Raw genomic sequence first — 13,215 nt, 5'->3', positions numbered from 1 at the left:
CCGCCTGACACAGAGCAGCGGCGGCGCGAACATGGGACACCCAAGGCGGCCTCCGAAAGGTACTTTCGTGACAAACGGGAACAGCGACGCCGACTACGAGGGCATCCGCCCCGACCGCAGGGACCAGGCTGAGGCCTTCGACGCCATCGGCGACAGCTACGACGACGCCTTCCCGCACAAGGAGGGCCAGGTCTCCGCCGGCGAATGGCTGGCCGGGGCGCTGTCCCCCGGGGCGCGGGTGCTGGACCTCGGCTGCGGCACCGGAGTGCCGACCGCGCGGCGGCTGACGGATGCCGGATTCGAGGTCGTGGGCGTCGACCTGTCCAAAGAGATGGTGAGACTCGCCCGGGCGAACGTGCCCGAAGGTACGTTCCACCAGCTCGACATCGCGGACCTCCGTCCGGGCGGCCCCGCGGATCTGGGCCGCTTCGACGCGGTCACGGCCTTCTTCTCCCTGCTCATGCTTCCCCGCCCCGAGATCCCCGAGGCCCTGCGGACCGTCCACCACCTGCTGGTCCCCGGCGGCCTGTTCGTGATCTCGATGGTGGAGGCGGACATGGACAACCGCGCGATCCCGTTCCTCGGAAAGAGCATCCGGGTGTCCGGCTATCTCCGCGAGGAGCTGCACAAGGTCGTCGAGCAGGACTTCGAGATCCTCAAGGAGTCCTCGTACACCTACGCCCCGGCGATCAGCGACGTGCCGCCCGAGGAGCAGGTCTTCCTCTGCTGCCGGCGACGCGACTGAGCGTTTCTCCGGACGTGCGCCGTCACTTCGGCGACCGACCGCCGGGGTCCTCGTTCGTGGTGTCCTGCCGCGGAACGGTGTACTCGTGCCCGCACTTGCCGCAGAGGTACCGCTTCGCCTCGTGCTCCACGTCTCCCGTCCTGGTGATGTCGTGCTGGATGCCGGTCGTGTGGTCGCAGTCGACTTCGAGTGCCATGGCTCCACCTCCCGATCCCAGTGTGCGCGGGTTCCAGGGGTGCCTGCCTCCGGGCCGTCCAGTGGGTACGGCTGGCTGCCGAAGCCGGTCGGAAACAAGATCAGCCCCAGGCCAGAACCTTCCTGACCTGGGGCTGAGCGGTAGGCCGTGTGGGACTCGAACCCACAACCAACGGATTAAAAGTCCGCTGCTCTGCCAATTGAGCTAACGGCCCTCGACACAACACCCCTGAGCATAACCAAAGAGATCCCCGGAACCGATCGGGTATCCGACACCGGCCCGGTCCCGCCGCGGCCCGGTCGTCCCGGGCCGCGGCGGAAGCACGTCAGTACAGGCCCTTGAACGCCTGCCATCCGCCCGTGCCGATCATCACCCGGGCCGCCAGTGTGCCGGTCCCCGTCGCGCTGTGCCGGTACAGCCGGCCGTCACCCGTACGCCCCACGAGCTCCGGCTTCCCGTCACCGCTGATGTCGCCCATGCCGACCACCGAGGTGTACCCGCCCCAGCCCGTCGCCAGCTTCACCCGCGGCGTCACGGCACCCGTCGCCGTGCCGTAGTACCGCCAGAGCGCACCCGCCGCGTCGATGCCCAGCAGGTCGCCGCGGCCGTCACCGTTCAGGTCACCGACACCGGCGATCTTCGTGTACGTCTTCCAGTTCGTGCCGATCTTCACCCGGCTCTTGAGCCGGTGATCCGCCGTCCCCGCGTAGAAGTACATGTCGCCGGTCGACGCCTGACGCGCCACCAGGTCCTGGTACCCGTCGCCGGTCACGTCACCCGGGGACGTCAGTACGTCGTACTGCCCCCACCCGGTGCCGATCAGCGTGTACGGAGACGACGCCGACACGATCTTGCCGCAGCCCGGCCGGTACGCACGCAGTTGATCGCCGACCCGCACCAGCACGTCGTTGCAGCGGTCCCCGTTCACATCGCCGAACGGCACCGGCACCGACGACGTCGGGAACACGCCGCCCGACCCCGCTGTCCGCGCCGACAGACCACCCGAGCCCGTGCCCTTGTACAGCGACACCAGACCCGCCGAGTCCATCACCAGCAGATCGCCGAAACCGTCGTCGCCGGCCAGATCCCGCCGGACCGCCCCGGCACCGGTCACGGACACCGCGCCCGCCGCCGTCAGGTCCGCGCCCTGGCCGTCGGCCGGCTTCACGCTCAGCGCCCAGGTGTACGCGCCGTTCCCGACGAACCTGCCCGCCGCGTCCTTGCCGTCCCACACCGGACTCACGACGCCGCGCGCCTCGCCACCGGACAGGGTCCGGACCACCGCGCCGGTCGTCCTGCTCGTCACCGTCAGCTGCCACGACCCGGCCGGCTTGGACAGCCACCAACGCGGCTTCCACGCACCTGCCTTCAGATCCGCGCCCGTCGCCACGTCGGCATCGATCCGCGCCAGCGGGGAGGCCGGGATCCCGAGATCGGCCACCCGGATGTCACCGGCGGCGTTCTCCTGGTAGGCGACGCGGCCGGCGGCGGTGTCGACGGCGTACATGCCGGTCTCGTAGTTGTCATCACTGGTCAGGTAGGTCGCCTTGAGGACCGGCTCGGGACCGCGGACGTCGGTGACCCGCACCTCCCGGCCATGGGTCTGCACGACGTAGCCGTCACCGAGCTGCGAGAACGGCTCGGTGTAGTTCAAGTTGGTGTTCTTGTCGAGGTCGTAGATGCCGCCCCTCTCGGTGAGGCCGGCGCAGCTCCAGCTCAGCCAGTGGGCCGTGACCTTGATGAACTCCGCCCGGCAGCCGGTTCCCAGATCCACCGTGCGCTTCACGGCGCCGGTACGGACGTCGTAGCCGACGACCGTTCCGTTCACGCTGCCCTGCGTCCAGAGAGTGTCGCCGTACAGGTCGTAGTCGAAGGGCACCTTGAACGTGGCGAGTCGCTCGCCCGTGTCCAGGTCGAAGGCGGTGTTCGTCACCCACTCGCCGGTCCCGGTCCGTCCGCCGCCGATCGCGTAGCGCCCGGAGACGTCATGGATCTGAACGTTCTCCACCGCGTCGGTGAGGACGCGTCCCGAGGTCGCGCCCGGCTCCACCACCAGGGCCGGGAGATCCGACTGATAGGGCGGCTGGACCACCATGCGTCCGTCGCCGGTGGCCAGGGGCTCCGGACAGCCGTCCGTGTCGGTGCACTCTTCGAGCGGGAATCCGAAGTCACCGTGCTCCTGCGTCGCTCCGGCCGTCAGCTCGCCCGTGACCGAAACCGTCCGCGAGCGGTAGGAGTTGGTCTCGTCGGGCATCCGCTCGAGGGAGTGGAGCCGGCCCTGGCTGAAACTGAGCGACCTCGGCTTCGAGGTGAGCGGGGTGACGTCCACGAGCTTCGCCGCGGTCGTCCCGTCCCCCTCGGCCCGGAGCCGCTGTACGCCCAGCGCGTCGGCTGCCGTACCGGCGACCAGCAGCAGTCCGCCGTCCGGGGCGGTCAGCGCCTGGTTACGTCCGTGGGTGAAGAGCGTGGTCTCGTCCCCACCCGTGCGCGGCACGGAGACCACCCGGTACGGCGCGGAGGACGCCTGACCGGAGGCGCGGCCGACGATCAACCGGTCGCCGACGACGCCGAGCAGGACGTCGCCCTCGTTGTACGGGAGATCGGCCGTGGTGGTCAGGGGCAGCGGACCCGACGCGTCGGCACCCCCCTTGGCGTAGAAGCGCGCCTTGCCGTCCTCGGCCCACTCCACGACCTCGGTCGGACTGTGAACGGTGGACACCGGCTGAGCGGTCGCGTCGGAGGTGGGCGTGCGGACCTGCGCCGAGGCGAGGTCGATCCAGGCCGAGCGGGAGACGCCGCCCACCTCGTACGTGGCGAGGACGCCGTCCGCGTCCCCGGTCACCGCCTTGGCGGGCGGCAGCGCGCCCTCCGGCCAGCCGGTCACCGGCGTGACCTGCACGGAGCCGTTCACCAGCCGGAGCAGATGCCACGCGCGCGGGGCGGTCGTGGTGGCCTGGGTGAAGGTGACCACGGTGGACCCGAAGACACCGACGTACCGGTGACCGCTCGGGATGTCGAGGTAACTGACGCTGTCCGTGGCCATGTTCACCAGCCGGACCGAGTCCGACGTAGGCGTCCAGTCGGCCAAGTACGTCGCGAAGCCGTCGAAACCGGCGCCGTACGTGCCGTCGGCCTCCGGGCCCTCCTGGTGCGTGGAGATCGGCGTGGAGACACCCGCGTAGGTGCTCCAGGAATGTCCGACGCCCTGCTCGTAGCGCAGGTAGCCGGTGGGGCCCGCGACGAGCGGGACGACGGTGCGCGGCTGTGATGCGACGGCCGCGGGGAAGACGACTCCGTCGCCCTCGGCCGCGGTGGCCGTGAGCGCGAAGGGGCCGATGCCGGCGACAAGGGTCACCGCGGCCACGGCTGCGATGGAATGACGTACGAGAGCGCTTCGAGGCACTCGGGTCCCTCCCCGGGATGCATAAGAGAGGCATGGGGGAAACGGGTGCCCGTGCTGAACAGCAGTGTGTGAAGCCCCCCCGGGCCGCACCCGCCCCCATGCAAGTTGGCTGACTTTAACAGCAGCCCCACCAGCAACGGAAGGAATTTCGAACCCGTTCAACGCGACAGGGCCCGTACGCCACCGAAGTGTCGTACGGGCCCTGTTTCAGCAGGTCACACAGTGTCAGCCGTTGCGCTTCCAGCGCGGCTTGTCGTCACGGCGGCCGCCGCCGAAGGAGCCGGAGCTCGAACCGGCGCCACCGCGGTGGTCGTCACGGCGGCCGTACGGGCGGTCGCCGGCGCCGGGACGGAAGCCGCTGGAGGGGCGGTCGTCACGGCGGTCACGGTTGAACGGACGGTCGCTGCCACGGTGACCGGCCGGGCGGTCGTCACGGCGGAAGCCGCCACGGTCGCCACCGCGGTCGTCACGGCGGAACCCGCCGCGGTCACCGTCACGGCGCTCGAAGGTACGGCCACCACGGTCGTCCTCGCGGCGGAAGCCGCCACGGTCGCCGCCGCGGTCGTCACGACGCTCGAAGGAACGGCCACCACGGTCGTCACGGCGGTCGTCACGGCGGAACCCGCCACGCTCGCCGCCACGGTCGTCACGACGGAAGCCGCCACGGTCACCACCGCGGTCGTCACGACGCTCGAAGGAACGGCCACCACGGTCGTCACGGCGGTCGTCGCGACGGAACCCGCCACGCTCGCCACCGCGGTCGTCACGGCGGAACCCACCACGGTCACCGTCACGACGGTCGTCGCGGCGGAAGTTGCCACGCTCGTCACGGCGGTCGGACGAGGGACGCTCGTCACGGGAGTCGCGCACCGGCTCGGCCTGCTCCGGCACCGCGGCGATCTCGGCCACCGCGGCCTCGGTCACCTCGGCGACGGCCGCCTCCGGGTCCTCACCGCGCTCACGGGCGGCGCGGGCGACCAGACGGTCGGCCTCCTCGCGCAGCTCGGTCGCACGGCGCTGGACGCGCTCGAGCTGGCGGGTCAGTTCGACGACCTCACGCTCGGCCTGCTTGGCGGCGTTGTTCGCGGAGTCGGCCTGGACCTCGGTCAGCGAACGGGCGCCGGTGATCTCGGCGACCTCCGGGTCGAACGCGCCCGCTCCGCCGACGATGTGACGCGAGGCGTCGACGCCCGCGTCCTCCATCAGCCGGAAGATCTGGCGGCGCTGGTGCGGCAGCGACAGCGACACGACGACACCGGACTTGCCGGCACGGGCCGTACGGCCGGAGCGGTGCAGGTAGTCCTTGTGGTCACCGGCCGGGTCCACGTTCAGGACCAGGTCGATGCCGTCGACGTGGATGCCACGGGCGGCGACGTCGGTCGCGACGAGCGCGTTGACGTAGCCCTTCTTGAAGTCGTCCAGGACGCGGGTACGGGCGCCCTGCGTCATGCCGCCGTGCAGCGCGTCGGCCTTCACACCGGCCTCGCACAGCTGCTCGGCGATGCGGTCGGCGCCAAGCTGGGTGCGGACGAAGATGATCGTGCGGCCCTTGCGGGCGGCGATGGCGGCCGTGACCGGCGCCTTGTCCTTGGGCTTCACGACGAGCACGTGGTGGCTCATGGTCGTGACGTTGCCCTGGGCGCTGTCGACCTCGTGCGTGACCGGGTCGGTCAGGTAGCGCTTGACCAGCGTGCTGATCTCGTTCTCCATGGTGGCGGAGAAGAGCATGCGCTGACCGCCGGCCGGGATCTGGTCGAGCAGCTCGGTGACCTCGGGCAGGAAGCCCAGGTCGGACATCTGGTCGGCCTCGTCGAGGACGGCGACCTGGACGTTCTCCAGGGAGCAGGCGCCACGGTTGATGATGTCGCGCAGGCGGCCCGGGGTGGCGACGAGGACGTCGACACCGCGCTCGAGGGCGTAGATCTGGTTGCCCATGGAGGTACCGCCGCAGACGACCTTCATCTTGAGGCCGAGCACGTCGCCGTAGGGCTGCAGGGCGTCCGCGACCTGCATCGCGAGCTCACGGGTCGGGGTGAGGATGATCGCGCGGGGCTTCTTCTTCTCGGTGTGGCCGCCGGCCAGCGTGGCCAGGGTCGGCAGACCGAAGGAGAGGGTCTTGCCGGAGCCGGTGCGGCCACGGCCGAGGATGTCCTTGCCGGCCAGGGCGTCCGGGATGGTCGCGGCCTGGATCGGGAAGGGCGTGGTCACGCCGTTCTGGGCGAGCTTGCGTACGACGCCCTCGGGGAGACCGAGGTCCGAGAACGTGGTCTGGGGCTCCTCGGGGGCCTCTGCGGCCTCCGCGACAACCGTCTCGACAATCTCGTCGTTCTCGGGCATGACGGCGTGATCAGTGCTGAAAGTGGACATGCGAAATGCGAAACCTTCCGGAGTCTCGGCACGCGCCCAAACTCCGTGAATTCGCAATTCGACCGCCTCGATGCGGTCAGCCACGGCTAGGGAGAGTACGCGCCACGCGGCGCTCTTCTGTTTCGGCGCCGGGCAATGGGATCAAACGATCTACCACCATACGCACCCACCCCCACCAAAGGCAAACCGCGCCTGAGTGACCCCCGGCACACCGCCCTGATCCGAACGAAAGACCCTAGGCAGCGGACCGGCCCGCCCCGTCGCTTGCGCCCGCCCCGTCCGGACGCGGCTGCGGTGACGCGGAGGGTTCGGCCTCCGCGTCGGCCGGCACCACCCGCATCGCACCCGCGTGCACCTCGGGCGCGGAGGAGGCACTCGGCGGGTCCGACGGCTGCGGGGGTGACGGTGGAGGGCTCTCCACCGGCGGCTCCGGCGACTCCGCCGGCGGCATAGACGGCTGCGGCGCGGACGCGGACGGCCCGGCGTCCCCGGGGGGCGCGGACGGCTTCGGCTCCGAGGGCGGCGGGGCGGCCGGGGAGGGCCCGGCACCGGGGGAGGCCGAACCGCTCGGTGCGGGCGAGGCGCTCCCGCCCTTCGCGTCGGGGCCTTGGGAGGAGTCCCCGCCGCCGCCTGCCTGCCGCCCGTGTCCGCCCGGGAGCACGTGTCCGCCGTCCGGCTCCGCCCCGGTCCCGCGCCGCTCCGCGGACGAGCTGGGCGAGGGTTTCGACCCGCCGTCGTCGCTCACGCTCATACAGCCTGCCGAGGCCAGGACCGCCATGGAGGCGGCGATCCAGACGGCCGTTCGGCCGGGGGCTGACAACTGGCGCACGGGGGCACCTCCGGGGCAGGGGACGCTGGTTTCCCTGACCAACTCCCGTCACCCCGCAAGGGACACGCCCGGGATCCCGCCGTGGCGAGTACCGGCTCGACGGGTCACGCGGTGAGGGCGCGCGCCAACTCCAGCCCGAGGAACACCGATCCGAGCCCGACCAGCACCGAGGCGGCCGCATTCGCCACGGCCAGGAACCGCCGTCCCCGCTCGGCCAGCCGCAGGGTCTCGTACGAGAACGTGGAGTAGGTCGTCAACGCCCCGCACAGGCCCGTGCCGAGCAGCGCGTACGCCGGCGAGGACACCGACGCCCCCGCCACGGCGCCGAGGACCAGACTTCCCGCGGCGTTCACCACGAACGTCCCCCATGGGAACACCGAGTCGTGGCGGGCCTGCACCGCGCGGTCGGTCAGGTACCGCAGGGGCGCGCCGACCGCGGCGCCCACGACCACCAGCAGCCAGTTCACGGCGCCGCCGTCCGGTTCAGCGCCGCCCGCGTCGCCGAGGCCCCCAGCCACACCGCGCCCATCGCCCCGGCGAGCGTGCCGCCCGCGTACGCGAGCGCGATGCCGGCCTCCTCACGTTCCAACAGGCCCGAGAAGTCGAGGGCGTACGTGGAGAACGTCGTGAAACCGCCGAGCACGCCGACCCCGAGGAAGGGCCGCACCAGCGCGGGCGCCGTTCGGCCTCCCTCGCTGACGAGCACCATGAGCACCCCGATCAGGGCGCAGCCGGCCACGTTGACCCAGAAGAGCGCCCACGGGAACGTGCCCTCGGGTGACGGCCACAGCAGGGTCGCGCCGTGGCGCGCGCAGGCGCCGACCGCGCCACCCGCCGAAATCGCGGCGAGCACCGGCCACTTGTGCACGCCGGCCGTCTCCGCCCGCTGGGCGGGTACGTGGAGGTCGACGTCCGGGTCGATGGCCTCCGCGTCGCCGACGGGGTCGGCGCCGGAGGTCACCCGTACCCCAGCTCGTGCAGACGCTCGTCGTCGATCCCGAAGTGGTGCGCGATCTCGTGCACCACGGTGATCTCGGTCTCCGCGACGACGTCCTCACGGGACTCGCACATCCGCAGCGTCGGCCCCCGGTAGATGGTGATGCGGTCGGGCAGCACGCCCGCGTACCACTCCCCGCGGTCGGTCAGCGGAGTCCCCTCGTAGAGGCCGAGCAGGTCGGGGTCGTCCGAGGCGGGCTCGTCCTCCACGAACACGGCGACGTTGTCCATCAGCCGCGTCAGTTCGGGCGGGATCCTGTCCAGGGCCTCGGAGACCAGTTCTTCGAACTCCTCGCGCGTCATCTCCAGCACCCGGCCATTGTCACGTACGCCGTGCGGGTGGTCCCCCCGGCATGGCCGCGCGCCGGTGTGGGCATACGGGACCAATGGCCCGCCAAGCCCAGGAACCGCACCGCTCGCCCACGTCGTCCCCGTCGATCCCCGCCGCCTTGAACCGACTCCTCCGCCGCCTGCGCAAACGTGGCGCGCCCGCCGGACGGGCCCCCGTCCCCGCGCTCGGCCCGGCCCCCCGGCCCTGGATCAGGGCGCTGGGTCTGACCGCCGTCGTCCTGGTCGGCGCCTGGCTGGGGCTGCTGATCGTCGGGAACGTCCGTACGCCGGTCGGCCCCATGGACACGACGATGACCCTGCGGCCGTCCCTGAACGGCGGAACGAAGATCAACGTTTCTCCGCTGGGCGCGCTGGAGCTCGACTCGCACACCGCACCGGTGCGTCTCGACGTCGACGTGGACCGCCTGGACCCGGTCCGCTCCCAGGCCCTGGTGGAACGTCCGGAGCTGATCTCCGGCCTCCAGGACGAGATCACCCACGACGTCCAGGACGGCACCGCCGAGCTGGCCTTCCGGTCCTGTGTCGCCGTCGTCTCCGGAGCCACCGCGCTCGGCCTCGCCGTCTACCGCCGCCCGCGCCGGGCGCTGGCTGCGGGCGGCCTCGCCCTGGCCCTGCTGGCGGCGTCCGGCGTCAGCGCGTACGCCACCTGGAACCCGAAGTCCGTCCTTGAACCCAAGTTCTCCGGCCTGCTCACGTCCGCGCCGTCCGTCGTCGGCAACGCCCGCTCGATCGTCACCGAATTCGGTATCTACCAGGAGGAGTTGGCGCGGCTCGTCACCAACGTCACCAAGCTGTACGAGGCGACCTCCACGCTCCCCGCCTACCAGCCCGACCCGGGCACGATGCGGGTGCTGCACGTCTCCGACATCCACCTCAACCCGGCGGCCTGGCACATCATCGCGTCGCTCGTCGAGCAGTACGACATCGACGTGATCATCGACTCCGGCGACACGATGGACCACGGCTCCGCCGCCGAGAACGGCTTCCTCGACCCGATCTCCGACCTGGGCGCGCCGTACGTCTGGGTGCGCGGCAACCACGACTCGCACACCACCCAGGAGTATCTGGAAGGCCTCGAGAACGTGCACGTCCTCGACGACGGTGAGGCCGTGAGCGTGGCGGGGCTGCGCATCGCCGGCAGCGGCGACCCGCAGTTCACCCCCGACCGGTCGGTGGTCGCGCAGGGCGACCCCGCCGAGCGGATGACAGGCATCCGCCTCGCCTCCGCGCTGCGCGACCAGGAGGCCGCGGGCACGCCCGTCGACATCGCCGTCGCCCACAACCCGGTCGCTGCCCGCGAGACCGACGGAACGGTCCCCCTCGTCCTGGCGGGCCACGTGCACCGGCGCCACACCGAGCTCCTCGAGCACGGCACCCGGCTGAAGATCGAGGGCTCCACGGGCGGCGGCGGCCTGCGCGCGGTCCAGAACGTGAAGCCGGAGAAGGTGCGCGCCTCCGTCCTCTACCTGGACCGGACCACCCGCCGGATGCAGGCGTGGGACGAGATCACCCTGGGCGGTCTCGGACTGACGACGGCCGAGGTCAGCCGCCACCTCGCGGAGGACCCGACGGCGGAGCCCTCGCCCACGGGATCGCCGTCGGGAACCCCCTCCGGCACGCCCTCCCCCGGCACGCCGAGCCCCTCCCCGTAAACCGTTTTGGCGATAGCTCCCCGCATCCCATATGCTTCTCACGTCCCCGACGCGCTGAGAAGCGCCCAGGCGGGCCCTTAGCCCTCATCGTCTAGTGGCCCAGGACGCCGCCCTTTCAAGGCGGTAGCACGGGTTCGAATCCCGTTGGGGGCACGCTTTACCGTGTGCGAGACTTGGTCTCGCACATAGCTTGGTCCTGTGGAGCAGTTTGGAGTGCTCGCCACCCTGTCAAGGTGGAGGCCGCGGGTTCAAATCCCGTCAGGACCGCTGAAGCTCGAAAGAGCTTCGTGGCTGGGTAGCTCAGTTGGTACGAGCGATCGCCTGAAAAGCGATAGGTCGCCGGTTCGACCCCGGCCCCAGCCACCATCAGACGGCCCCGGCTCTTCGAGCCGGGGCCGTTGTCGTGCTCAAGGACGCCCAGGGACGTCGTCCCGCGCCGCAAGGGCCCGCCCGGGCCGGGCGAGCCCCCGCACGTCAGGCGCGCTCGCGGTCAGCGCGGCCGGCCCGGAGGCGGACGGCCACGATCACGGCGGTCGCCGTCACCACCAGCACCAGCAGCGCCCAGTCGGGGATCGCGCCGCCGATGCCCGACGCCCACTGCTCGACGGCGAACGAGTCGTCGACCGAGAGCAGTCCGGGCAGGGCCGTGGTGCCGTCGAAGGCCAGGAACAGCGTGCCCAGCACGACGAAGAACAGCCCCGAGAGCAGCGACGTCGTGTGCAGCTCGAAGCGGCCCGCCCGCAGCGCCCGGCCGCGCAGCCACCGGCGGCGGCCCAGATCGAACCGGTCCCACAGCAACGCGAGGACGAAGAGCGGGACCGCCATGCCGAGGGCGTAGACGGCGAGGAGCAGACCGCCGTAGACCGGGCTGCCGCTGACCGTCGCCACCGTCAGCACGCTGCCCAGGATCGGTCCCGCGCAGAACCCGGCCAGGCCGTAGACCAGGCCGAGCGCGTACACGGACACCGCTGTCGTCGGGCGGATACGGCCGGACACCGAAGCGATACGGCGAGAGGCGAAACCCATGCCGAGGATCTGCGCGACCCCGAGCGCGACGATCAGCCATCCGCCGGCCAGGACGAGCAGATCACGATGGCCGTAGAACAGCCGGCCCGCGTACGACCCCGCCGCGCCCAGCGGGACGAGGGTGGTGGCCAGGCCCGCGTAGAAGATTCCCGTGCGGGCCAGCAGCCGGCCGGCCGAGTCGACGGAGTAGGCGAAGAAGGCGGGGAGGAGCAGTGCGCTGCAGGGGCTCACCAGCGCCAGCAGACCGCCGAGGAAGGCGGCCAGATAGCCGATGTCGCTCACCGGCCGTTCCCGTCCGCGGTCTGCTTCGCCGCCTCGATCGCCTCGGTGAACGTCGCCATCGGCTGGGCGCCCGCGACGGGCCGCCCGTTGATCAGGAAGGACGGGGTGGACGTCGCACCCAGCCCGTACGCCTCCTCCTGGTCCTTCTTCACGGCCTGCCGCGCCGCGTCACTGTCGACGTCCTGTGTGAACCGTCCGAGATCGGCCACTCCCGCCTCACGCGCCAGAGCGTCGAGCCGGTCCTTGCCGAAGCCCTTCTCCTTGGCGCCCTCCGCGTACGCGGCCGCGTGGAACTCCCAGAAGCGGCCCTGCCGGCCCGCCGCCCAGGCGGCGCGTGCCGCGGCCTCCGACTCCTCGCCGAAGATCGGGAAGTTGCGCCACTCGATACGCAGGGTCCCGTCCTCGACGTACTTCTTGATGAGCTCCGGCTCGGTGTCGCGGGCGAACTTCCCGCAGTACCCGCACTGGAAGTCCGCGTACTCGATCATGACGACGGGCGCGTCGGCGCGGCCCACCGCCAGCGGGTCCGCGGCGTCGCGGCGGGCGAGCCTCTCGAGCCCCGGAAGGGCGCCGTCCCGCGGGTCGGCGGAGACATCGGCCACGGCGGAGGAACCACCGGCCGGCGCGTCCGGCTTGGTGGCGGTGTACGACGCGAACCCGAGCAGCAGCGCGGCGACGAGGACGCCCGCGCCGATGGCGAGGGGCTTGCGGGAAGGGGAGGAAGACATGGTGGTGCTCCTGGGCGAAGGTCCGGCGGACTGACGGTGGGAAGGGCCGCCGGGCCTAGACGCGCAGGACGGAGAGGGCGACCGGGGTGGGCGGCGCCGCCGGCGGCGGCGCGGGCAGCGGCGACTCGTCGAGGAAGGCCCGGTCGGGCAGCAGCGCCCCGGGGCCACCGGGACCGCCGGCCTGGTGCAGCGCGGGCAGCAGCTCGTACGGGGAGCTGCCGCGCGGGGGCGTCCCCGGGTGGGCGCCCCTGTCGTCGTCATCGCCGCCCCGGCCGCATCCCGGGGTCTGCGCGGGAGCGGCCACCGGCCCGGCCATGGAAACGGGCGCGGGGTCCGGCCCGGCCATGGAATCGGGCGCGGGGTCCGGCCCGGCGACGGAGAGTGGCGCTGCGTCCGGCCCGGCGCCAGAGACCGGAGCGGGGTCCACCGCCGCGGCCGCCGTGCCCATGCACCCGAGCAGCGCTCCCAGCAGGCCGAACAGCAGGCTCGCGGACACCACGAGGCGGTGCCGGCGGTCGCGGCCGATCAGCATGGACGCGCTGTCCCTTCGGGTAGGGCGGGGGCGGATTCGCTCCATACTGCACCAGGCTGCGCGTGAAATGAGTTCGCCAGTGGTTTCCCGGGGGTGCGATCCTGGAGT

11 protein-coding genes and 4 tRNA genes are annotated in these 13,215 nt (G+C 71.8%); 5 read left to right on the top strand and 10 right to left on the bottom strand.

What is annotated here, in order from left to right; all coding sequences use genetic code 11:
• Positions 1 to 67 precede the first annotated feature (67 nt).
• Positions 68 to 745 (top strand): class I SAM-dependent methyltransferase, encoded by a 678-nt coding sequence (locus AB0K36_RS24995; protein ID WP_364598364.1) that lies wholly within the window; start codon positions 68 to 70, stop codon positions 743 to 745.
• A 22-nt stretch (positions 746 to 767) separates the two neighbouring features.
• Here AB0K36_RS24995 and AB0K36_RS24990 read toward each other — a convergent pair whose 3' ends face one another.
• From AB0K36_RS24990 to AB0K36_RS24960, 7 genes are all read right to left on the bottom strand, one after another.
• Positions 768 to 941: a hypothetical protein gene (locus tag AB0K36_RS24990; protein WP_364598361.1), complete on the bottom strand. Its 174-nt coding sequence runs from the start codon at positions 939 to 941 to the stop codon at positions 768 to 770.
• A gap of 141 nt (positions 942 to 1,082) precedes the next feature.
• Positions 1,083 to 1,155: transfer RNA gene (locus AB0K36_RS24985), tRNA-Lys, on the bottom strand.
• A gap of 111 nt (positions 1,156 to 1,266) precedes the next feature.
• Positions 1,267 to 4,305: an FG-GAP-like repeat-containing protein gene (locus tag AB0K36_RS24980; protein WP_364598358.1), complete on the bottom strand. Its 3,039-nt coding sequence runs from the start codon at positions 4,303 to 4,305 to the stop codon at positions 1,267 to 1,269.
• A gap of 264 nt (positions 4,306 to 4,569) precedes the next feature.
• A complete protein-coding gene (locus AB0K36_RS24975) occupies positions 4,570 to 6,711 on the bottom strand; it encodes a DEAD/DEAH box helicase (protein ID WP_364598355.1) in 2,142 nt (713 codons plus the stop codon).
• A 933-nt stretch (positions 6,712 to 7,644) separates the two neighbouring features.
• Positions 7,645 to 8,007, bottom strand: coding sequence for a fluoride efflux transporter CrcB (gene crcB / locus AB0K36_RS24970; RefSeq protein WP_364598352.1), 363 nt, complete (start codon positions 8,005 to 8,007; stop codon positions 7,645 to 7,647).
• A complete protein-coding gene (locus tag AB0K36_RS24965; RefSeq protein ID WP_364598350.1) occupies positions 8,004 to 8,501 on the bottom strand; it encodes a fluoride efflux transporter FluC in 498 nt (165 codons plus the stop codon). The genes crcB and AB0K36_RS24965 overlap by 4 nt, the downstream gene beginning before the upstream one ends.
• Entirely contained in the window at positions 8,498 to 8,848 is a 351-nt protein-coding gene (locus AB0K36_RS24960) for a metallopeptidase family protein (protein WP_037774286.1), read from the bottom strand. Before AB0K36_RS24960 ends, AB0K36_RS24965 begins: the two co-directional genes overlap by 4 nt.
• A gap of 74 nt (positions 8,849 to 8,922) precedes the next feature.
• On the opposite strand from AB0K36_RS24960, the gene AB0K36_RS24955 reads away from it, so the two are divergent.
• The 4 genes from AB0K36_RS24955 (at position 8,923) to AB0K36_RS24940 (ending at position 10,905) form a co-directional block, all read left to right on the top strand.
• Positions 8,923 to 10,539 (top strand): metallophosphoesterase family protein, encoded by a 1,617-nt coding sequence (locus AB0K36_RS24955; RefSeq protein ID WP_364598347.1) that lies wholly within the window; start codon positions 8,923 to 8,925, stop codon positions 10,537 to 10,539.
• A gap of 80 nt (positions 10,540 to 10,619) precedes the next feature.
• Positions 10,620 to 10,692: transfer RNA gene (locus AB0K36_RS24950), tRNA-Glu, on the top strand.
• 39 nt (positions 10,693 to 10,731) lie between these two features.
• Positions 10,732 to 10,806 (top strand) — tRNA-Asp (locus AB0K36_RS24945).
• A 22-nt stretch (positions 10,807 to 10,828) separates the two neighbouring features.
• Positions 10,829 to 10,905, top strand: a tRNA-Phe gene (locus AB0K36_RS24940).
• 108 nt (positions 10,906 to 11,013) lie between these two features.
• On the opposite strand, the gene AB0K36_RS24935 is transcribed toward AB0K36_RS24940, so the two are convergent.
• Genes AB0K36_RS24935 through AB0K36_RS24925 form a run of 3 tightly spaced genes read right to left on the bottom strand, consistent with a single transcriptional unit; the run spans position 11,014 to position 13,107 of the window.
• The gene (locus AB0K36_RS24935; RefSeq protein ID WP_364598344.1) at positions 11,014 to 11,847 is read right to left on the bottom strand and encodes a cytochrome c biogenesis CcdA family protein; all 834 of its coding nucleotides are present in this window, start codon (positions 11,845 to 11,847) and stop codon (positions 11,014 to 11,016) included.
• Positions 11,844 to 12,575 (bottom strand): DsbA family protein, encoded by a 732-nt coding sequence (locus AB0K36_RS24930; protein WP_364598341.1) that lies wholly within the window; start codon positions 12,573 to 12,575, stop codon positions 11,844 to 11,846. Before AB0K36_RS24930 ends, AB0K36_RS24935 begins: the two co-directional genes overlap by 4 nt.
• 55 nt (positions 12,576 to 12,630) lie before the next feature.
• Positions 12,631 to 13,107 (bottom strand): hypothetical protein, encoded by a 477-nt coding sequence (locus AB0K36_RS24925; protein WP_364598338.1) that lies wholly within the window; start codon positions 13,105 to 13,107, stop codon positions 12,631 to 12,633.
• Positions 13,108 to 13,215: the final 108 nt, after the last annotated feature.

It is taken from the genome of Streptomyces kurssanovii (assembly GCF_040677245.1).
Classification (GTDB): domain Bacteria; phylum Actinomycetota; class Actinomycetes; order Streptomycetales; family Streptomycetaceae; genus Streptomyces; species Streptomyces kurssanovii.
Note: the sequence above shows the minus strand (reverse complement) of the source record. Positions and strands in the feature narration are given on the sequence as shown.

What these genes read in the sequence shown, in the direction of transcription:
- AB0K36_RS24975 (WP_364598355.1), bottom strand. Translation starts at nt 6,711, where the DNA reads ATGTCCACTTTCAGCACTGATCACGCCGTCATGCCCGAGAACGACGAG.
- AB0K36_RS24930 (WP_364598341.1), bottom strand. Translation starts at nt 12,575, where the DNA reads ATGTCTTCCTCCCCTTCCCGCAAGCCCCTCGCCATCGGCGCGGGCGTC.
- AB0K36_RS24990 (WP_364598361.1), bottom strand. Translation starts at nt 941, where the DNA reads ATGGCACTCGAAGTCGACTGCGACCACACGACCGGCATCCAGCACGAC.
- AB0K36_RS24955 (WP_364598347.1), top strand. Translation starts at nt 8,923, where the DNA reads ATGGCCCGCCAAGCCCAGGAACCGCACCGCTCGCCCACGTCGTCCCCG.
- AB0K36_RS24925 (WP_364598338.1), bottom strand. Translation starts at nt 13,107, where the DNA reads ATGCTGATCGGCCGCGACCGCCGGCACCGCCTCGTGGTGTCCGCGAGC.